Source organism: Halorubrum halophilum (assembly GCF_000739595.1).
In the GTDB taxonomy this organism is placed as follows: Archaea; Halobacteriota; Halobacteria; order Halobacteriales; family Haloferacaceae; genus Halorubrum; species Halorubrum halophilum.
Genome location: NZ_BBJP01000039.1, coordinates 57,817 through 78,834 on the forward strand (window position 1 = coordinate 57,817; position 21,018 = coordinate 78,834).

15 protein-coding genes and 3 pseudogenes are annotated in these 21,018 nt (G+C 58.6%); 9 read left to right on the top strand and 9 right to left on the bottom strand.

The annotated features are described in order from the left end of the window. Together ACP96_RS19925 and ACP96_RS18750 are read left to right on the top strand one after the other, a co-directional pair. A pseudogene (locus ACP96_RS19925) lies at nucleotides 1–574 on the top strand (hypothetical protein). A 1-nt stretch (nucleotide 575) separates the two neighbouring features. After that, nucleotides 576–743: a hypothetical protein gene (locus ACP96_RS18750; RefSeq protein WP_154020471.1), complete on the top strand. Its 168-nt coding sequence runs from the start codon at nucleotides 576–578 to the stop codon at nucleotides 741–743. Between the two features lie 70 nt (nucleotides 744–813). Here ACP96_RS18750 and ACP96_RS19595 read toward each other — a convergent pair. Next, nucleotides 814–1,595: pseudogene (locus ACP96_RS19595) on the bottom strand (DUF7342 family protein). Between the two features lie 389 nt (nucleotides 1,596–1,984). Between ACP96_RS19595 and ACP96_RS12970 the strand changes: the two are divergent. From ACP96_RS12970 to ACP96_RS12980, 3 genes are all read left to right on the top strand, one after another. Beyond that, nucleotides 1,985–3,079, top strand: a complete 1,095-nt coding sequence (locus ACP96_RS12970) for a DUF4330 family protein (protein ID WP_050033605.1) — start codon at nucleotides 1,985–1,987, stop codon at nucleotides 3,077–3,079. Nucleotides 3,080–3,149: 70 nt separating this feature from the next. After that, a complete protein-coding gene (locus tag ACP96_RS19305; protein WP_050033606.1) occupies nucleotides 3,150–3,899 on the top strand; it encodes a hypothetical protein in 750 nt (249 codons plus the stop codon). Between the two features lie 56 nt (nucleotides 3,900–3,955). After that, complete coding sequence (locus ACP96_RS12980) at nucleotides 3,956–4,795, top strand: undecaprenyl-diphosphate phosphatase (protein WP_050033607.1); 840 nt, start codon at nucleotides 3,956–3,958, stop codon at nucleotides 4,793–4,795. Nucleotides 4,796–4,901: 106 nt separating this feature from the next. Here ACP96_RS12980 and glmU read toward each other — a convergent pair whose 3' ends face one another. From glmU to glmM, 4 genes are all read right to left on the bottom strand, one after another. Continuing rightward, nucleotides 4,902–6,125 (bottom strand): bifunctional sugar-1-phosphate nucleotidylyltransferase/acetyltransferase, encoded by a 1,224-nt coding sequence (glmU, locus tag ACP96_RS12985; protein ID WP_050033608.1) that lies wholly within the window; start codon nucleotides 6,123–6,125, stop codon nucleotides 4,902–4,904. A gap of 215 nt (nucleotides 6,126–6,340) precedes the next feature. Continuing rightward, a complete protein-coding gene (locus tag ACP96_RS12990) occupies nucleotides 6,341–6,868 on the bottom strand; it encodes a hypothetical protein (protein ID WP_050033609.1) in 528 nt (175 codons plus the stop codon). Nucleotides 6,869–6,879: 11 nt separating this feature from the next. Next, complete coding sequence (locus ACP96_RS12995; protein WP_050033610.1) at nucleotides 6,880–7,461, bottom strand: DUF7437 domain-containing protein; 582 nt, start codon at nucleotides 7,459–7,461, stop codon at nucleotides 6,880–6,882. A 402-nt stretch (nucleotides 7,462–7,863) separates the two neighbouring features. Then, on the bottom strand, nucleotides 7,864–9,204 hold the full coding sequence (gene glmM / locus ACP96_RS13000) for a phosphoglucosamine mutase (RefSeq protein WP_050033611.1): 1,341 nt from the start codon (nucleotides 9,202–9,204) through the stop codon (nucleotides 7,864–7,866). A 1,438-nt stretch (nucleotides 9,205–10,642) separates the two neighbouring features. Here glmM and ACP96_RS17935 point away from each other — a divergent pair. Both ACP96_RS17935 and ACP96_RS13010 read left to right on the top strand, forming a co-directional pair. Then, nucleotides 10,643–10,912, top strand: a complete 270-nt coding sequence (locus ACP96_RS17935; protein ID WP_082222541.1) for an AbrB/MazE/SpoVT family DNA-binding domain-containing protein — start codon at nucleotides 10,643–10,645, stop codon at nucleotides 10,910–10,912. A 15-nt stretch (nucleotides 10,913–10,927) separates the two neighbouring features. Then, nucleotides 10,928–11,278 carry a type II toxin-antitoxin system PemK/MazF family toxin gene (locus ACP96_RS13010; protein ID WP_050033613.1) on the top strand — a complete coding sequence of 117 codons (351 nt, stop codon included), beginning with the start codon at nucleotides 10,928–10,930 and terminating at the stop codon, nucleotides 11,276–11,278. 84 nt (nucleotides 11,279–11,362) lie between these two features. On the opposite strand, the gene glmS is transcribed toward ACP96_RS13010, so the two are convergent. From glmS to ACP96_RS13030, 4 genes are all read right to left on the bottom strand, one after another. Further along, on the bottom strand, nucleotides 11,363–13,159 hold the full coding sequence (gene glmS, locus ACP96_RS13015; protein WP_050033614.1) for a glutamine--fructose-6-phosphate transaminase (isomerizing): 1,797 nt from the start codon (nucleotides 13,157–13,159) through the stop codon (nucleotides 11,363–11,365). Further along, nucleotides 13,159–14,370, bottom strand: coding sequence for a sugar phosphate nucleotidyltransferase (locus ACP96_RS13020; RefSeq protein ID WP_050033615.1), 1,212 nt, complete (start codon nucleotides 14,368–14,370; stop codon nucleotides 13,159–13,161). The genes glmS and ACP96_RS13020 overlap by 1 nt, the downstream gene beginning before the upstream one ends. A gap of 372 nt (nucleotides 14,371–14,742) precedes the next feature. Then, complete coding sequence (locus ACP96_RS19755) at nucleotides 14,743–15,189, bottom strand: VanZ family protein (RefSeq protein WP_050033616.1); 447 nt, start codon at nucleotides 15,187–15,189, stop codon at nucleotides 14,743–14,745. A gap of 178 nt (nucleotides 15,190–15,367) precedes the next feature. Further along, nucleotides 15,368–17,800 carry an STT3 domain-containing protein gene (locus ACP96_RS13030; RefSeq protein ID WP_050033617.1) on the bottom strand — a complete coding sequence of 811 codons (2,433 nt, stop codon included), beginning with the start codon at nucleotides 17,798–17,800 and terminating at the stop codon, nucleotides 15,368–15,370. A gap of 380 nt (nucleotides 17,801–18,180) precedes the next feature. On the opposite strand from ACP96_RS13030, the pseudogene ACP96_RS20035 reads away from it, so the two are divergent. Together ACP96_RS20035 and ACP96_RS13035 are read left to right on the top strand one after the other, a co-directional pair. After that, nucleotides 18,181–18,279, top strand: a pseudogene (locus ACP96_RS20035) (surface glycoprotein); the annotation flags it as partial. A 123-nt stretch (nucleotides 18,280–18,402) separates the two neighbouring features. Then, on the top strand, nucleotides 18,403–20,730 hold the full coding sequence (locus tag ACP96_RS13035) for a BGTF surface domain-containing protein (protein ID WP_050033618.1): 2,328 nt from the start codon (nucleotides 18,403–18,405) through the stop codon (nucleotides 20,728–20,730). Nucleotides 20,731–21,018 lie beyond the last annotated feature (288 nt).

Consider the following 21,018-nt stretch of genomic DNA (forward strand, 5'->3'; position numbering starts at 1 on the left):
ATGGACACCGACACACCATTCTCTGCTGACCAAGACATCCTTGTCGACGCGAATATCTTCTACAGATAAGCAAGGCGAGTGCCTTGGGGCTTGACCCTGAGGTAGTTCACGCAATCGGTAGTCCTTCGAATCCTCAGTATCAGCGCTTCCGGAGTGCAGTCCAAAATGCTGGCGTTGTCTGCAAACTCCCCCGACGCGTGATCGGTGAACTTGGAGGACCAGAGACGGACCGTGTCCGAACGTCACTCGACGAGGGTTGGGCAACAATCATTGATGCTCCCTCACCGACGGATGGCGACGCTGTCGCCGCGAGTGATATCGCCAAACGAACTATTGCAAACGAAACCGATCAGGCCGAACACGAGGTCGAAAAAAAACAGATGCGATTCTCGCCGGGCTAGCGATCCAGTACATCAGAGACCGTTCATCGGAAGGTGTTGTGGTCCTAACAGATGATAAGCCTGCGAAAAAGGGAATCGAGAACGCAGTCCGAGTGCAAGGGTACACGGACACGAACCACCGAGAGCCCAATATTCGAAGTCTTTTACTCGAGTCGGTGACTTCACCCAAATGAGATGGTGGACCCCGACCACGTCGTGACTGCTGAAGATGTTGCCGACGCGACTGGCCAGTCCATCGAAACGGTGGCCCGGGTCTGGCACGAGCTGGCCGAAGAGCAGGTCGATACCGAAGAGTCCGAGTCGGAATCCACGGACCGTCGCCGGATGTTTTCCGACGAGTAACTCATTTTCGTTAGCACGTCACGTAGCCTGCTATACACGGACGCGTCGATCCTTCCTGGCAACCCATCGTTCAGACCGGAACCCCGTCTCGATCGGTCGCCCAATCGTACTCTTTCAGCGCTGCTTTCACGACCGGCAACCGGTCAGCGAGGTGGTCCCACTCGCTGGCGATATCCCGCCATCTCTCGACTTCATCAGAGGCATCGACATCGGCGACACTCGCAAGGAGTTCGCTTGGCGACTCAACGTCGTACTCGGCTTCCCACTCTGCGATCCGTGTCTGCATCGATTCCAAGGTGTCGGCAAGCCCTCCCGGTCGTGCTCGCGTTGGAGGGTTGCGACTTCGCGATAGGTCGCCATCAGCTGATCGACGCAGTAGAGCGTCTGGCTCCCGCGGTCGGTCTTCTGTAAAACGGTATCCTCGACGAGCTGATCGAGGTACTTCTGGGCCAGCTTCTCGACAATTCCCGTCACTCCCGTTTCGTCTGTCTCGATCACGCCGGTCGTCGTCGCGACCGCGGGCGACACCGCCTCGACCGCGAGCGCGGTGTCTGCCTCCTCGACGGCCTCAATCGCGGGCTCGACGCTTCCCGCGAAGACGTTGTCGCCGTTCACGAGCAGGAACGTCCCGTCGACGTGCTGTTCGGCCTGTAACACCGCGTGCCCGAGCCCCAGCCGCTCGCGCTGGTAGACGTAGGTGATCGGGACGACTTCAAAGGCGTCGCCGAACCTGTCGACGATCCGCCCCACCTCATAGCCCACGATCACGACCAGCCTGTCGACTCCGGCGTCGACCACCGTTTCGAAGACGTGTGTGACCCCGGCGAGATCGAGTCGGGTCCGAACGCCCACGAATCGACGAGCGGATGTATCGCTGTCCGTCTACCGAGCGTCTGCATCGCCGTCCGGTCGAGTCGATCGCCGTCAGGCACGTCATCGGTGGGTGTTTCGTCCGACATGTTCTTCTGAGTCAGTCGGACGTTCCCAGATCGCCACCGTCACGTTGCCGATCAGTTGCCCGCGAGACGGTCCGCTGGAGCAGTTCGGTGTTGTGTCGGATCGTCCGCCATCGCGACAGCTACTGGCGATTTTCGCGTGCGCTCGACCACGAAGCCGAACACGTCCTCTACTGTCGGTCTAGCGGGTGCCGGCACGTTCGAATTCGAACGCTCCCAAAAAGGGGAACCGTTTTACTCCCTGCCCAACACCCACGCACTAATGCGACTCTCGGGTGGTCTCCAATGGAACTGATTGACGACGACGGCAACCTCTTTGGCGCCGTCAACGTTATCGACGCGCTCGTTGTCCTCCTCGTCTTGGCGGTCGTCATCGCAGGCGCTGCCCTCGTCTTTGGCGGCGACGACGCACCCGAACCAGACACCCAAACCACCTACGCCACCCTCGATATGGGCACGCAACCCGCCTACATCGTCGACGCGATTAATGAGGGTGACACCTACGAACCCGACGGATCCTCCTCGGCCACGATTACGGATGTCCACCTGACTCCCCGCGGGAACGACATCGGCGTCACCCTCCGCGTTGCTCTTGAAGGCGAAGCGAATGATGGTACGCTGACCTACGGGAATGCCCCACCGCGTCTCGGCCGCACACTCGCTATCGAAACAAGCCGGTATCAGGTAGAGGGTCAGATCCGTGCCGTTGGAAACAGTGATGCGCTTACCACCGGGGAGCGACGCGTCATCATCCGTGACACCCTCGACGCCGAAACCGCCTCTGCGGTCACCCCTGGCGACGAGATCCGCTTGGCTGGCCGCACTGTTGCGACCATCGACGATGTTGCGACCTACGCGACGAACACCTCTGGACAGACCCGACTTCTCGCCGAGACGACGCTTGCGACGCACCGTGAAGACGGGTACACCCGCTTCGGTGGCGTTCCTCTCCAACGCGGACAGTCACTCACACTCCCTGCTGATGACTACACCATTGAGGGAGATGTTGAGCGCACCAACGGTGATGGACTGGGCGAGACCGCCACCCGGAACGTCACGCTTCGCATGACGGATGTGCGTGAAGACACCGCTGATTCGATTGAGCCAGGGATGATCGAAGGCCCGGCCAATGACCCCGTTGCAGAGCTCACCGATGTGGACACAGAACCATCGCTCATCATCGCCACCGGTGATGACGGGAGTGTCAACGTCGTCGATCATCCGATCGATCGCGACGTGACGATCACTGCACAGTTCCAAGTCCGAGAAACTGCGACGGGTGTCCTGTTCAAAGGCGACCAGCTCCGCGGTGGCACGACTATCACCCTCGATCTGGGGACGAGAGTTATCGAAGTCGAGGTGGTGGGCGTCTCCAGATGACCGACTGCGGCCGGTCTCCCCCAATCCCCCCTGCACTCTTTCAGCGGCACTCGAGAGCGAGGTGTAGCGTATGACGGCTCGCTCGACAGAGGAGCCTGACGCATCTCCTCGCGATGTGTCGGACGACACGCCGGCCATGCTGGCCGGCTCTCGTGTGGCATCAGCTGTGCGGACTGCGAGTGACCGCGTCGGTTTGTGGGTGCGTACCTCGGCGCTCTTTCAGTGGCTCACCGCTGAACCCGATCCCGAAGTGATCGTGATCGACCTTCGGGAGACGTGGACGGTCGGGCCGTTCTTGCGTATCCTGGACTGGGTGATCGAGCGACTTGTCGATAGTGCAGCCGATTCTCGTGCCGTCGACATCGCCCAGCGCGGGGCCACCGCGACGTTCGCCGCGCCGCTTCGGGCGGCCGGACTCGGCGTCGCCACACTGGGCGCCGCCGTCGCGATCACCAGTCTCCCCGGTGGGGTCTCGACAGTACGTCTGGTTGTCGGTCTCGGACTCGCTGTTGGGGGACTGCTCGCGATGCAAGATACGCGTGACTGGGAAACACTCCGGGAGACGCGTCCCGTCACACTTGCCATCGCTGCGCTTGAGCCACCAGCCCCCCCGAATACTGACGGTGACGACACAAACGGACAGTCGCATGCCGATTCGGGTGTGAATTCGACTCGCTCCATGGCTGACGATGCAGACGACTCGAAGTTGCTGTCCTCGGACTCGCTGAAAGCGACTGAGGCGTCGGATTCAGACGACTCGAATGGACTGACTTCGGACTCGTTCAAAGCGACTGAGGAGTCGGATTCGGACGACTATTGACTACTCAAATCGAGAATCTGTATCGCTTAAGTAGTCGGCTCAACCCACATGAGATAGTGAATTCCACGGATATCGCGGTCGCAATCCTCGCGGGGATCGTCCAAGGAATCGTCGAGTGGCTCCCCGTATCCAGTCAAGGGAACCTCGCGTTAGTGCTGACGGCGGTCGGTACTGAACCTGATGTCGCACTCCAACTTGCGCTGTTCTTACAGGTGGGGACGACCCTCTCTGCAGCGACGTACTACCGCGACGAACTTCGGACAGTCCTCGCCGCAGTGCCGGACTGGCGACCGCGAGCAGCCTACGAGGGGGAGAATGCGATCGCCTCGTACATCGTGGTCGCCTCGTTTATGACTGGCCTCGTGGGAATCCCGCTCTACATCTTCGCCGTCGATCTGGCTGGCCAACTCACCGGTGGCGTATTTATCGCTGTCATCGGACTGTTGCTAGTTGCAACCGGAATTTTGCAACTCGCGTCTGAATCCGTCTCGATGGGAAAGAACAAAGCGCCAACATTCGCGGATTCAGTCCTCGTCGGCGCCGTTCAGGGGATCGCGATCCTGCCCGGCGTTTCGCGATCGGGGATGACCACGAGCGCCTTCCTCTTTCGCAGCTATGAGGCGCCGACCGCGTTTCGACTTTCGTTTTTGTTGTCGATCCCAGCCAGTCTCGGCGCAGCGGCACTCACACTACTCAGTGCTGGTGGTCTCCCGGGGATCAGTCCCACGGCTGCGTTCGTCGCGCTTGCTGTCAGTGCGATTGTCGGCTACCTTACCATCGACGCGCTCATGCGGGTCGTCGAGCGTGTCCCGTTCTGGGCGGTCTGCTTCGGACTTGGTGGGTTAGCGATTGTCGGGGGCGGTGTCGTGTCGATATTGACCTCCTCCCCGGCCTGAAGGGATTGCCAGACTGTCTCGCGTTCTAGTTGCCCGCAGGCACAGTCTGGCAACGAAGCGGTAGCCAGTTGGACGGCTCTCTCGTTGCCCTTCACACCAATACTGGTCAGTCATTCGTGAGACGGTCCCGTGTGAGCACCTCACCGGGCGCTGTCGTCGCACCAACGCCCATCGTGACGCCGGCGTTCAGCGACGTGTTGATCCCCGTCTTCGCGTCGTCGCCGACGACCACACCGAACTTTCGCCGACCCGTGTTGACCCGGTCGCCTTTCACGGTCAGCCGAACGTTCTCGTCGTCGTGGCGCAGGTTCGCGACGTTCGTTCCGGCGCCGACGTTCACGTCGCGACCCAGTATCGAATCGCCGACGTAGGACAGGTGACCGACCGACACGCCGGCCATGAGCACCGAGTTTTTCACTTCGACCGAGTGACCCACATGACCGTCTGGACCCACGACGGTCGCCCCCCGAATGTAGGCGTTCGGTCCGACTTCTGCACCCTCACAGATCAAGGCCGGCCCCTCCACGTATGCACCCGATCGAACACGGGCGCCGGCCTCGACGACGACAGCTCCCTCTAGGTGTACACCTTCCTCAACGGTACCGTCGAGTTGCTGGTCGTCCCAGTCGCCGAGGACGACCTCGGTCGCCTCCAACAGCTCCCACGGCCGCCCGACGTCGAGCCACGTGCCCGCATACGATGCGACCGCAATCTCGCGGTCGTCAGCAAGAAGCAACTCCAGCGTGGTCGTGATCTCGTACTCACCCCGCTCGCTTTCGGGCGTTCGCTCGATGTACTCGAAAACGTCCGGCTCGAACGCGTAACAACCAACATTCGCCAGCGATGTCGGGGGATCTGCGGGCTTCTCGATGATACCCGCAAGGACATCACCATCGGTGCCATCCTCGCTCGTCGTCGAAATAACACCGTACGACTGTGGGTCGTCGACGACCGTAGCGGCGACTGCAGTCCCACCCGCGTCGGCTAGCGCCCGCGGCAGTTCGGGATCAACGAGTACGTCGCCGTTGAGTACGATAAACCGGTCGTCGACGACTGACTCGGCCTGCGCGACGGCATCGGCCGTCCCTCGCGCCTCTTCCTGCTCGACGTAGTGAACGGGTCGGTTTCGATACGAGTCACCGATCGTCTCGCGGATCAGATCGCCGCGATAGCCGATCACGACCACGAACTCGTCGACAACCTCGTACGCGGCGTCGAACGCGTGTTCGAGCAGCGATCGGTCGCCGACCGGGAGCAGCGGTTTTGGTCGCCGATCCGTCAGTGGTCGCATCCGCGTTCCACGACCCGCCGCGAGCACGACTCCGTACATATCTGGGTGCGACGACCGGACGAGGTAAAGCCGCTCTGATCGTCGAAGACGGCTCACGCCCCGATCGCATCGGTGTGTGCCCACCCACAAATCTGATCGGAGAGAGCCGCACGAGAAACGCAGAGCTTTTACGAAAAATTGGCTTTGTTGAAATCCTCTTTTTCAGACATATCCTCTCTCGAAACAGCTGTTCGCTGATGGCTGCTGACTGACCATTACGTGATCTCGTCAATCAGCTCAAACCCATTTTTGAACCGCACACGATTCTCGAACCCGTGGGCGTCGAGTGTCGCAACAACCGCCTCGCCGGCGTCGATGTCGGTCGTCACGATACAGACCAGACCGCTATCCGCTTCGAGCCTTTCAACTGCGGCCGCAGCAAGCGCGGTGTCAGCCTTTTCGATCCGATCCTCGCTTCTTTTCGAGGATCGAGCGATATACGATCGGACACCGTCCATCACTCGTGATACCGTCCCGTTCGTATAATCAGGCTCGTCGGCAACTGTAATCCAACCAGCGTCGATGGCGCTGTTGATCGGAGTCTGGCCCGGCGTACTTCTCTCCGGCGCACCACCGAGTTCGTCGTAGACCCGCTGCGGAACGACGAACGTGAGGTCGTTCCGTCGGGCAAAGCGTTCGAGAGCGGTGTACTTGTTGTTCTGTTGCCGACCACAGGCGATGAACAAACCTGTATCCGCTATCCAAGTCACGGAATCCTGCAACGGGTCGAACGTCTCACTCATCGCTCTCGTAGTCAGCCTTCGACCGTCGGATTCTCGTTGGCATCCCGAATCTCGTCGAAGTAGGGATCAACCGGCTCCATGTCGAGGACGACGTCTCGTAGTGCCTGTAACACGGCAATTGCGAAGGCGTGCTGAAGGTCGAGTTCCCGGGCTGCAACTCGCTCCGACATGTTCCCGTTGGCGTACGGTATCGCATACGTTAGGGCGGCAGCGAGCTTTCCGAGACCGTCTCTCTCGATGAGGAGATTGAGGTCCTGATCCCGAGGAGATCGGCCGAACGCTTCGATGAGCGTCGGCGTGATCGTATACTCGTCTCCCCCGAGATTTGTCGAGAGAGTGATCGGGACTGCTGAATACGTGTGTGTTTTCTGGCCCTCATCTCGAGTGAGGACCTTGAGCTCAACGAGCGAGCCGGCATCGGAATACGCTGTCGTCCGGGGAATCTCCAGTTCATCGACAATGTCGTCGATAGTGACCTCCTCTTGCCGGAGCACGAAGGTGTAGAGCCGCGCCAGTCGTGGCTCTTCCAGCAGCTGTGCAACTGACAGCAGGCCGTTGACGGCGCGTTCGGGGTCTCCAGCTGCCTTCGACATACAATTCATAATTCATGTACTAGATAATAGTGTTTGGGGTTGCCCAATCGGACGAGATACTTCGGAAACCCTGTGCCGAGCGATTCGTGAGTCCTCTGTATTGACCGCAACCGGGGCAGAATATATCACCTACTGAGGATTTCAACAGAGCCGAAAAATTCGAGGCGAAAGCCTCGCCCTTCACAGTAGTTGCCGAATCGGCCCGTATCAGTCACCGATCGGGTGTGAACAACGGTCTTCAGTTATATACGTAATAAAGAGATATATAAATAGAATACACCGAGTTTGATGACCAGTATCCTCGATATGAGACGTGTTGTGAGGTTCGGCAACTACTGTTTAGCGCGGGGAGGATGTCAAAGATAACAAGGCGAGTGCCTCGAGGCTTGCCCCCAAGGCGGTTCACACCCGATTAGCTGCTCGCTCGACCAGCTCGTAAGCCGTCTCGAACAGCGCCTCAGTATCGGCTTCCTCGCGTGCTTCAGCTGTCACTCGCACCAGCGGCTCGGTGCCGCTCGCACGTACGAGGAACCAGCCTGCGTCGGTCTCCACGCGAATCCCGTCACGTGTCGAGATGTCGTCGAACTCTGCAGCCGCAATCTCGGCGACGGCCTCGACAACTGTGCTCTTCGAATCTGTCCGCACCGACTCACGCCGGATCGGATATGTGGGCAGCTCGTCGACAAGCGCCGCGAGCGATCCCTCCTGAACAACTAGCGCGGCGAGTACAAAGGCGGCGAGTGGCCCGTCTGGACACTGGGTGTGTTCGGGGAAGATCCACGCGCCGCTCGGTTCACCTCCGAAGACGACGTCTGGTTCTTCGGTCGCGGCCGCAACGTATGCATCCCCCACAGGCGTATATATCACCTCAGCACCCACGTCTCCGACCGCGTCCGCGACCAAGAGGCTCGTGTCGACTGGTACGGCCACGCGGTCACCCGCTTCGGCCTCACGACGAGCGAACAACGCGAGCAGCGCGTCGCCGGAGACGAACTGCCCGTGTTCATCGATCGCCATCAGCCGATCAGCGTCCCCGTCGTGAACCAGCCCTAAGTCCGCGTCGGTCGCCCCAACAAGTTTGCAGGCTGTCTCGCAGTGTTCGGCTGTCGGCTCGCTCGGTCGGCCGGGGAACCGTCCATCACGCTGGCCGTTGAGCGTCTCGACGGTACACCCCGCGGCGTGGAGTGCGTCGGCAGTCACGCGGCCGACACCGTTACCCACGTCGACGATGACGGACAGATCGTCGGGTAGTGACACCGCTGCGTGAAGTGCGCGCTCGTGTTCGGCACGAGGGCTCTCACCGTCACGTCCGTCGTTGATACGACTGACTGTCCCGATCGCGTCGTGGGACGCGGCCGCGAACTCGCCCTCACGGACGATCTGGGCGATGCGATCGTTGCGCTCATCATCGAACGCACGGCCCGAGGCGGTCCAGAGCTTGATCCCGTTGTCGGACGGGGGGTTGTGCGAGGCGGTGACGACGACGCCCGCATCTGCGTCCTCACGACTCACCGTCCGCGCGACCGTGGGTGTCGACTGTACGCCGACATCCGTAACGTCGCCGCCACACTCCGTGATCCCCGCGGTGAGCGCCCGGCTGAGCATGCGCCCGCTTGCGCGAGCGTCACGGCCGACCACGACTGTCTCGGCGCCGTCAGTCACAAGCGCCCGTCCCACGTCGAGTGCGAGATCGGCCGTGACCGTCTCGCCGACTGGACCGCGCACGCCGCTGGTTCCGAACATACGCTCGCGGTCGGTGGCCGTACCAAAGACGATTCTGGAAGCGTCGTCCATGTGCCCGAGGACCGCAACGGCTCAGGCCATCACCGAGCACCGGCCGAAACCGATTCTCCTCGAGACGACGCCCCAATTTCGGAAGCTGTTCGACGCGTTCATCGACGTGGGAACGAAAATCTCCACCTCGTCGTTGGCTACATCACAATTGACGCGCTTATACCGATTCGAGGGGAATACCTGCGGCTTTAGCCACAGGATGAATCCGACAGAACTCTACACGAACCACTGTTCGGTGGTATCCCCGAGTTTCCAAAGTCCGCAGTTTCAAGTGGTGTCAATTCGTATCTGAGGGTAAGGTCAGGTCGGAACGGAGCGATTCCGAACGGCCTTCGGAGGCGGCCTCGCCGCCGCTAATGAGACAATATCCGAAACACCAACACGGTGAACGCGAATGCCAGAAGCGTTCGTCTGTGCCTGTTGGTCGAGCAAGCCCAAAGATACCTCCAAGTCCGTCGAAGTGTCGGCGACTCCCTGCTGGCAAAAATAACAGGTGGGAGTCAGCGGCATTGAGGATAGGAGTACCGGCGGTTTGGCACCGCCAGTCAGCCACCGTTTCGTGATGGGTTAAACGGGTTCCCGAAGAAGAAATCGGACTCATGGTTGCGAACCTGAAACTCCCACCGCTCGGGATTCCTCCGCGTTCACGCGGAGGAGGATGTCAATTTGCGCTCTATCGTTTCCGTTGAAATCCTCTTCTTCGGCTCTGTTGAAATCCTTAAGATCTGATAGGATCGAGGTGCGAGATACAGAGGATGTAGTTAGCACCTGAACGATGTTATTTTCTCCGTCTATATCCTGAATTAGCCGATAGAATGTGCCTGCCAATTGCTCATATCTTTATCGCGGACAGGGAGGTATGCAACCCTGATTTAATGGAAAAGGTTGAGCTTTTTCAAGATGGTGGTAGTACACATCGATTCCGGAATATATCTGATTTGCGGTATTAACGTCCGGTAAACCAGCACTGATTGATATACAGAATAATTCCATCGCTGTATGCCAGACTGTTTCGTAAACAGTGGCCATTGCGAAGGTTCTACGTGGGATGAATGTAATGAGTGTGATATTTATGTTTGTCCTCCTTGCACGGGAACCATGTCTGAATGTCCTAACTGCGGAACTACTTGGGGGTGGGGTTAGCAAATAGCTCTCACGATACATTTACTGTACTGAGCGATCCGGCCTGACCGAATCTGAGAGGAACTTAGTACGAGACTTGCGCTCTGTATTCAGCGTGCTCTCTCCAACCTATCACAATTTGAGGATTTCAACAGAGCCTCTTCTTCAGATATATCATCGTCTGAAGCAACCGGTCGCTGAGGAGTGCGTATTGAATGACCATGCCACCGACATCTATATCAGTATGAAAAAAGTATGAATATACATGTCCAAACACAAACGGAAAGTCGGAGATCGGGGGCAGGTGACGATTCCGAAGGAACTGCGAGATCGTCGTGGCATTAAAGGCGGTGACGAAGTTGAATTCGTCGAAGTGAATGACGAGATCATACTCAAACCGCCGACAGATGAAGAACGGCTTGCTGAAGGATATCGAAAGAGGGCCGAACGGTCTCGTGAGTTGGCTGAAGAAATGGAAGAAGCTTCCTCAGAAGCAACCGGGCATCTCGGTGACGCACCCGGCTGGAGCGAGTGAATTCTGGAGTCACGTGTGCAGGTACGCCGCGGCGACATTGTCATCGTTGAACTGAATCCCACGAAAGGGAGTGAGCAGCAAGGAAAGACCCGGCCCTGTGTTATCATCCAGAACGATGTTGGGAATCAGTACTCACCGACAACCATCATCGCTCCATTCACAACGCAGTACACGTCTGGAGACACGTACCCGTTCGAGGTGGAAGTACTGGCTTCGGATACTGCCCTCGATCACGATTCAGTGGCAGACCTCAGTCAAATCCGGGTTGTCGACATCGACAAACGTGTGAAAAAGAACATTGGATCTGTCCCGTCATCAGATATGGTGAAAATCGACTCGGCAATCAAAGATAGCCTCGGCATTTGAGCGAAAAGTTCCGTCAGTGTATCGTCTGTCGTCGTTCCTGTGTTCTTTGAACGATTCTCTCCGCTGAGGAGTGGTCTGTGGTGTTCACTCCACAGTCACGCTCTTCGCGAGGTTTCGGGGTTTGTCGATCGACCGCCCAAGCTGGTTCGCGACATGATACGCGACCAGCTGTAACTGCGTGTTCGCAAGCAGTGGCAAAACACTCGGATGTGCATCGGGCAACTCCAGCGTGTGGTCAGCGTACTCAGAGACTCCCGTACTGCCGTCCGTTACTGCGATGACCGGCGCATCGCGCGCTTCGACCTCCTTCACGTTGCTCACCGTCTTCTGAGCTGCTTTATCATCATCGGTGACGACGGCGATCACTGGTGTATTCTCGGTGACGAGCGCAAGCGTTCCGTGTTTGAGCTCGCCAGCGGCAAGTCCCTCGGCGTGTTCGTAGGTGATCTCTTTGAACTTCAGCGCTCCCTCGAGAGCAACCGGATGGTTTGTGTTCCTGCCGATGAAGAAGTAGCCGTTCTGGCCGACGTACTCCTCGGCGATTGCCGCGGCAGTCGATTCATCGAGTACCTGTTGGATGAGCCCCGGCAAATCACGAAGCGCTTCGAGTCGTTCTCGCGATGCCGTCGATCCGTTTTCACACAGATGTTCGACGAGCAGCGAAAGTGTCACCACCTGACTCGTGAACGTCTTCGTCGCGGCCACGCCGATCTCCGGGCCAGCCCGGATATAGAGCGCTTCATCACACTCTCGTGCGGCTGTTGAGCCCACCACGTTCGTGACAGCCACCGTTTGTGCACCTCTATTCTTGGCTGCTCGCAGGGCAGCGAGTGTATCAGCAGTCTCGCCACTCTGTGTGACCCCGATGACAAGCGCATCACCGACCGGGGGCGTCTGTGTCGCGTACTCGCTTGCCAGAAATGCCTGTGCCGGGATACCCATCGCTTGGAACCGTTGGGCGCCGACGAGGGCTGCGTGATACGATGTCCCACAGGCCACAAGCTGGACTGTTTGTGGCGAGTCTATCGCATCTACGTCAGTGAGTTCGACAGTCCCATCGAGCTGATTAATCCGGCCCGATAGACACTGTCGGAGCGCGGTCGGTTGCTCGTTGATCTCTTTGAGCATGTAGTGGTCGTACCCACTCTTGCCCGTGTCTTCGATATCCCAGTCGACAGTTCTCACTGGCTTCTCGACGGGTGTTCCCGCAGTATCACGCACGGTGAATCCGTCGGCAGTCATCCGCACTGTCTCACCGTCGTCGAGGTATACGACTTGCTCAGTAAACTGCAGAAAGGCGGGAACGTCACTCGCCAGATAATATCCGTCGTCGCCAACACCGAGCACGAGCGGGGAGTCGTTTCGCGCTGCATAGATTGCGTCTTCACTTCCGAACACGACAACGATCGCGTAACTCCCCTCGAGTCTGGAGACCGCCCGCTGGAAGGCGGTCTCCGGATCGACGCCGTCAGCGAGGTACTGTTCAATGAGGTGCGGAATGACCTCGGTGTCGGTGTCGCTCGAGAAGGTGCGCCCAGCAGCTTCTAGCTCGTCTTTGAGTGTTTGGTAGTTCTCGATGATTCCGTTGTGAACGACTGCTACATCTCCGGTCTCGCCCGTATGCGGGTGCGCGTTGCGGTCTGTCGGCGGACCATGGGTGCTCCAGCGTGTATGTCCAATACCGATCGAGCCCGTCGGAGCGGCCGTCTCGATCGCCGTCTCGAGGTTTTCGATCTCGCCGGCTCGCTTGCGGACATCAATCCCGCCGTCGCTTACAGCGATCCCCGAAGAGTCGTAGCCACGATACTCTAACTGGTTTAACCCGGCCATCAACACTCGTGTTGCGTCTCCCGTCCCGACGTAGCCGATAATCCCACACATCAGCGGATCACCTCCCCTTCCTCGATGTTCGTGCGTACCTGCACTCCATCACCAACCGTTGCGTTCGGCCCGATTAGTACGCCGCCACACAGCGTTGCTCCACTGTGAATCTGTGCTCGATCTGCGATGACTGCGCCGAGGCGTCGGTCCGGATGGACTGTGGTCTGAACGTGGACGGCAGCCGGGCCACCGGCAGCAGTAACACCTGCTTCGATCTGGGCTTGTTGTCCGGTGACACAGTCACTGAGCGTCGTGTTCGGTCCGACGCGCGTGTCGTCGTCCAACACCGATCCCTCAACGACCGTGTTCGCTCCAATCGTGACGTTCCGTCCGACAACCGTGTTCGGCCCGACTACGGCTCCGGGTCCAATGACCGCGTCATCATCGATGACAACGGGTCCACGCAGCGTCACCGTCGAATGCACGCGAGCGCCGTCCGCGATCCAACAATCCGTTTGCTCTGTCGAGTGCTCCCCAGCAGGTCGGCCCCACTCCCGCTCCAAGAGTTGCTGGGAGGCTTCCAGCAAGTCCCACGGATACGTCGCATCTGTCCAGAATCCTTCTGTCCGGACACCGGTGACTGTCAACTCCGAGTCCGCAGCTGCTGCTGCAACGACGGCGGGAAGCGACAGTGAGCCCTCCACGCGCGGTGCCTGTCCAAGCACATCGAAGAAGACAGGGTCAAACGCATACACCCCGGCGTTCAATAGCTCATAGTCGCCATCAGTCGGTCGTTCGACCAGATCGATAACCTCCCCATCGTTTGTGAGTTCGACGGCACCGTACTGGCTCGCCGCCTCGGTTCGAACGACACCGATTGTGGCGATCGTTCCGGCGTCGCGATGGGCTTCGATGACATCGTCAACAAGTTCTGGGTCGACGAGTTGGTCACCGTTCACGACGACGAACGGTTCGGCAAGGGCGTCACGCGCTTGGAGCAGGGCGTGACCGCTTCCAAGTTGTTTTGCCTGATGGTGATATTCGAGTTGCTTGCCTCGATACGTCGGTCCGAATCGATCTTGGACTCGATCTCCGTGATAGCCAATAACGAGATGAATCTCATCAATCCCGTTGGCGATCAACCCATCGAAGACGTGCTCGAGGATGGGTCGGCCACCGACTGGAAGCAATGGTTTTGGACGGTTTGCAGTGAGTGGCTGCAGTCTGCTTCCCTCTCCGCCCGCAAGAACGACCGCTGTTGTGAGTGTCATTGGTAGACTGTGTAGTGGTACGGTGACTGATCGGTCCAACTACGACCGCGGTCAGTTTCGGTACGTCGTTGGATGGACAACTGCTCCCACCGTTTTGAGGCGCTGTTGTTCCTGGATAGGAATGGGTGACCGCCAGCAGGTGCTCTGCGATTTCGACGGATGTGTGGAGGACTGAGATGGTGCTGTCGTCCGTCTGTTAAGAACGAGGACAGTAGACCCACTCGTGTTGGGTGGTCGACGGCGCGCATGGCCGGCCATATTGGCCACCTGGATAAAAACGTTCGCGAAGCAGTCACCACCTCCCGCATCACCTGTGGACTCCTCACCACCAATCGTCCGCCATCGACGATTGCGGTGCTCGGTCTACACGTACTAGCTGATCGGTGGTTCGAGATCGGCTGGTCGCGCCACTCGATAGAACCGAACATACCGCACGAGAACGCGCCAGCAGACAACCGCCACGGCCGAGCCAACCGCATTGACGCCCATATCTCCGAACGCGAACGTTCGCGATGGGAGTCTCGACTGTAGCAGTTCGATCGTTACCCCGAACCCAACAGCACACACGAAGACAACAACAAACACCTGCCACTCTGCTAGGCGAGAATCCTGGAGTGCATACGCAAGCATCACCGCGAGACAGGCGTACGCGAGGAAATGCAGCCAGTCCGAGTAGGGAAACAGCCCAAGCGGTCCCGTCTGGAACGTTCCAGTACCGGGTCCCGCACGGATTGAGTAATACAGAATGATCCCTGCAACCGTGAAGACGGCACCCCACCGAAGTGGGTTCGGGATAAGCGGAAGTCGGAGTCGACGCATATACAGTCGGATTGATGTCGTTACAAAAAAGTCTCGTTACTCGACTCTCTGCTCGACGTGTACTTCACGCATTTCGCTCCTCCGATTCAGACACGCTGACGTTCGAGCATTCTCACTAGTCCTGTACCTACTACAGTTTGGACGAAATCCGCTCACCAACCCATCGCTACCATTAGCCTCAGCTGTTAAGTTGTGTCCCGTTTTGGACCGCATCTGCCGATACGTCGACAGGTTCCTGGTTGGAGTCAATTCCTTCACCACTGACTTCATAGGCACCTGAGTGTGCGACGACTACTGAATAGGTCCCGTTTTCGCCCGCTGTCGTTCGGCGTTCGTACGTAAACGGCTCATCGAGTCCGTCGACTGCAGCCTCGGTTCGAACTGTCACCGTTGTGTCCGGCGGGGCCTCGCCCGTTATTGTCGCGCCTGCGACCAGGCGATGCACCACCAGATCGGCTTCGCTTGGAACGTATGATAGCTGGTACCGACCCGAACCGTTCGCAGCCGCAGTTGCGCTCCCGCGTGCCTCAAATAGCTGTCCGTACGTCGATTCTGGTGGGAAATCAGAGTCGATCTCATGAATCACCACGTACCCAACCCGTCCGCTGAACCGATCAGCATACGGGTTCGGATTTTGTCCTTCAATAAACGGCTCATAGTTGGTTTGAGCGTAACTGTACGACCGCGCCTCGCCGTTTACCGCATAATTGAACATCCGACTTTTCCCCCATCCGGTCAACACGTAGTCGGGTCCCTCACGTTCAGTTGCGTCCGCGTCGATCCATTCGATTGCGCTCGCCTCTGCGTCAGTTGGGGCTACACTGTCGGTTATCGCCGGGATCATGAAAAGACTCAGGCTCGCGACGACGACCACGGCACCGATCGCGTATCCGGCCTGCTGCCAGGTGGTGTCTGACGGGGTCAGATTAATCTGCACCCGCTGGTCGCGTGATCCAAAGGGGGTTGGTCGATCGGCCAGATCGATAACCGATAGCAGATACACAAGTCCAAGTCCCGCAAAGACGGCGACTACTCCGGTCGCCTCACCAGCGAACCGAAGTTGGATAACCCCGAATCCGATCAGAGTGGTCCCATACCCCACGAGTACCAGCCACCGTGGTTCGTGCGCGCGGACACAACTCAATGCGACAACTCCAATTACCGGCAGCGCCACGAACAGAAACCATCCGAAATGATCGATCGGCCCAAAGATCACACCAAAATCGGCAGCGAACAGCGACCGCGTCTCGACGGCCCCTTCCCGGCCGAGGAGTGCACCAGTTGCGCGTTCAACCAGTCTGGCGGCCGCTTCCGGCTGAATCGCTTCAAAGCCAACCCACAGCGGCAGGATACTTACTACGGACACAGCAAGGTGGACCCCTGGATGAACGTCGAATCGACCCAGAATAGTGGCGGCACCCGCGACAACGGCGATTCCGACGGCAACCAACGCGAGCGAATACACAACGATCGGTTCCTGCCATCCCGCGCGCGTGTGTAGCGCGTAGGCGATCACAAACCCAATTCCGAGAGCGCTTACGAGCGGCGTTGCCGCGATCAGTGGATTCCACCCGGCACGCATGTCGGATGTTGCACGAAGCGTCGCGTAGACGGCAAGCCCGACAAGCAGTATCGGCGAGCCGTTCCAACTGTGGACCATCGCCGCAAAGACGAGCCCGAGTCCTCCGACAACAATCCACGTTGTCGGTGCGATGAGATGCCCTTGGCGTGTGTCCGAATCCCGTCCTTCGTGATCGCGTGCAAGCCAGAGTACGCCACCAATAGAGAGTGTAAGCCAGACATAATCGAACGCGTGGTGATCGAAGAAGCCGATACCCGAGTAGAGTACGTGTCCCGGTAGCAATGCAAAGACGACAACTGAGAGTACGCCGACCCGCTCATCATTCGTCGTCCACAGCCCCAACAAGTACACGCCTGCGCCAACGACGAGTGCACACAGAACTGGTAACCACGCGACGACCGTGATCGCGTCGCTTGCGCCCCCACCGGCGAGCCGTGTCGCCCACCAGCCCAGTGTGGGAACAAGGGGCTCACCGAAGCCTTGTCCTCCGAGAACCTCAGCGATCGCCTCGAAGTCGAGCGGGTTGGTGTTGGCCTCGGCGAGTCGTTCCACCCAGTAGAGATAGTAGTACGGATCATTCCCCGGAAGGAGGACGCGCTCGTCGCGAAACACCCGTCTGAGAGCCACAATCCGCGTCACGAAGAGGAGGAAGAATCCACCGACAAGCCCAAACAAGAGATCACGATGAACAGTGTCGCCAACCGACTGAATGCGCAGTCCTAGTTGCGATCTCAGCCCAGTACTGGCGTTTTCGTTGTTCGGTGGGTTCTCATAGGAGTCACCATCGAGTGCGGCCCGAACCGCTTCGTGGTCGACAACACGATAATGGTTGTCGCTGTCTCCGTTTGTGTCGGGTTGTTTCTCGACGATGCCACGAGAGACGAGTTCGCCGAAGGTCCCGGAATCCACGTCAACGCTATCAAACGACCACGGACCATCAGCATCAACAGCTAGGATCTCTTCGAGAGCCGTCTCCACCTCCGGCCGCTCATCGAGGAGGGCGCGCGTTTTCGCGTGCGGATCCGCCATTGTACGACCCTCTGCGGCCAACCGGGTAAAATCCTGCGTTGAAATGAGCGCTACACTCGATGTCACTCAGTTCGCCCTCTTTTGTCAGTAGAGGTGTCTTCGCTTGGAACAGATCGAATCTCACAGTTCCACAATTGAAAACGACTGTCTTACACCTGTCAGACGCCTATGAGGGGTGTTCACATACAGTCCAGAGACCACACAAAGCATTTATACTGACCACCTTAACAAACGGATGCAGACCCTACCCACAAATGCGACACGAAGGCGAGTAATCCGGGTCACGTCTGATTGTGCTCCGCTGACACGGTTGGTGGATAACGAACAGGCGGATGAAGACGCGGATAAAGCACACTGTCGCGACGTAGAACACAACAACAATGACAAACGACACAACCTACCGCACGAAGGCCAACGCGGTCTTCTTTGCGGCAATCATGGTGGTTTCCATGGTCGCAGTTGGATTTGCTGCCGCTCCTGCTGCAGCAGCTGCCAATGGCCATGGCGACTTCTCCTATAACCCCGGAAGCCCGTTCCAGGGACAAGACGTATCGACTACCAACCTTGGTGCTGACAACAGCAATGACTACCAGATCCGGCGTGTGACTGAGACCAATGATGGTCAGGTCACGAACAGCCAGTTCGTTGAGGACGTTATCCCCAGCGATGGCGAGATCTCTTACGATACCGAAGATCTCGACGCCGATGACTACTTCGTCGCCGGAGACGGCCAGCTGAACCGGACACCGATGCTGGACGACACCTTCGAGGTGCGCACCCAGAGTCTCAGTACCGAGTTCGATGATGATGAAGTCACTGACGAGGGTTCCAACGCTCTGACCGACTTCGACATTTCCTCGAACCGAGGAAGCTACACGCTCAACGTGAGTGCAGACGGTGACCTCGACGACGAGGAACTGTACGACATCTTCAACGACGGTGCTCGTGATTATAACACCGCGAAAAACACCGACGACTACACCGTTGATGCCGATGGTAATCCCACCGGTGGAGATTACTCTGGTAACTTCAAGGTCGGTCTCTACGACTCCGGTGAGGAAGACGCAGATGAGAAGATCCTTCTGTACAACATCGATGACCGTGAGTACGAGACGAACTTCACGGACATTGATTCCGATGACTACGACTTCGAGCTGAACGCCACCGAGACCGAGGCTTCGGACACCGCCAGTATCTCGGTCACCGAGCAGGACTCGAGTGCTGCGTTCGGTCAGAGCGTCTACACACAGACCGCCGGTGACATCGTCGAAGTCACCGTCGAACTCGAAGACGCTGATGAATCGTACGTCCAGTTCGGTAGTGAGGACGCTGGCTTCGTCGACATTATCCGCGTTGAGGACGACGACGATGACGACGAAGTGACCTTCGAGATCAATACCCGGACGCTCGGGGCCGTTGGCACCGATGCAGAGGACGCCGTCTACAACTCTGAAGACGACATCGTCGAGAGCTCAGTTCACGGCGATGCCGACGACGACATCGAGTTCCAGAATGAGGACGGCGGCGACCTACCCAATGACAACGACTTCGAGCAGTACCTGTACGAGCTCGACCTGATCGACGACCCTGACTACGATCCGAACACGACGCTCACCCGGCCGCTCCAGGCGACCGACTACGACATGGCAGCGAACGGGAACAACGTGTTCATCGTGAACGATGACGAGGAGTCCGAACTCGACGACGAGATCGGTCTCGCAACTGTCGACCTGACGCCGCCCGGTGTGCAGAACATCCAAACGTGGTCGGCGTCCGGTGACAACGCTGACGAGGATGACAACCTCGAAGACCTCCTCGACAGCGTGTCGCAGCGCGAGGACATCGCAATCGACGACCGGCTCGTCATCCAGGCCGAAGCCAGCGGTATCTACGGCCAGATGGCCTACCAGGCTAGTGGAGACGATGATGACTCGGACTTCGAAGCGCTGGACGATGGCTTCAGTGGTCACGCTCTCTACCAGCTCAACAACGTGCTCGGTGAGGGAGTGACGTTCGAAGTTGAGGCCGACGACGCGACGGGTAACCAAGAGCCGACGTCGCTCAACCTCGAAGACATGGAGACCAACGAGGTCTTCGTGCTCGTCGACAATGACGCCGGCGAGATGTACGTCGTTGCCGACACGAGTAACAGCGATGTCTTCAGCAGCTCGCTTGAGGACGGTACGGACTTCACGGCCGAACTCGAGTACGAGGCAGACGAAGACAACCGGTACGAGTTCAATGGCGAAGAACCGTACGGTGGTGCAGGTGACACGACCGCCGACGCGTTCCCGTACTTCCAGGCTGGTGAGGATAACACGCAGTCCGCCTCGACTGAGTTCACCCTCGCCGACCGTGAAGCTACGTTCAACAACGTGAACGATAACGATGAGGTCGAGATTGAGGTCGCCGAGGACGCGACAATCTCCGGTACGACCAACGTCGCGCCCGGTTCGGACGCGAGTATTCGCGTCCGCTCCGCGCAGGACGTCTCGCCCTCGTTCGTCGAGACCACTGACGCGAACATCACTGAGGACGGCGAGTTCTCGGCCGAGTTCGACTTCAGCGGTCAGTCCGTCGACGACACTGCGACGGTGAACTTCCGGGTCGCCGGGAGCTCCATCTCGGACTCCGACGCGGTCCTCATTGAGGAAGTCGAAGAGGAAGACGGTGAGGACGGCGAAGATGACGGTGAGGACGGTGAAGACACCGACGGTGAGGACGGTGAAGACACCGACGGTGAGGACGGCGAAGACACCGACGGTGAGGACGGCGAAGACACCGACGGTGAGGACGGATCCGACGACGGTTCCGACGGCGAAGACGGCGGTGACGGCGAATCCGAAGACGGCACGCCCGGCTTCGGTGCGCTCGTCGCACTCGTCGCCCTCATCGCGGCTGCGCTCCTCGCGACGCGGCGGAACGAGTAACGCAGCAGCGATTCACCACACTCGCTAACTATCGGCCCTCGCGGGCCGACCCCTTGCGGTTTTCTTTATCGCGCGACGCCTCGACCGCCTAGCGACGGCTATCGCGGTAACGATGACACTCGCGATCGACGGAGTCGTTCACCCGATTAGTTACACGCAGTCGCATACTGCCGATCGTGTTCCGCTGTCTCGGGGACTCTCCTGTCCGAATATTCAGGTGTTCAAACTGTCAACCACACAAAGTATATATGTTATTCTAATCACTTGTTAGCCACCCACTCGTCGCCG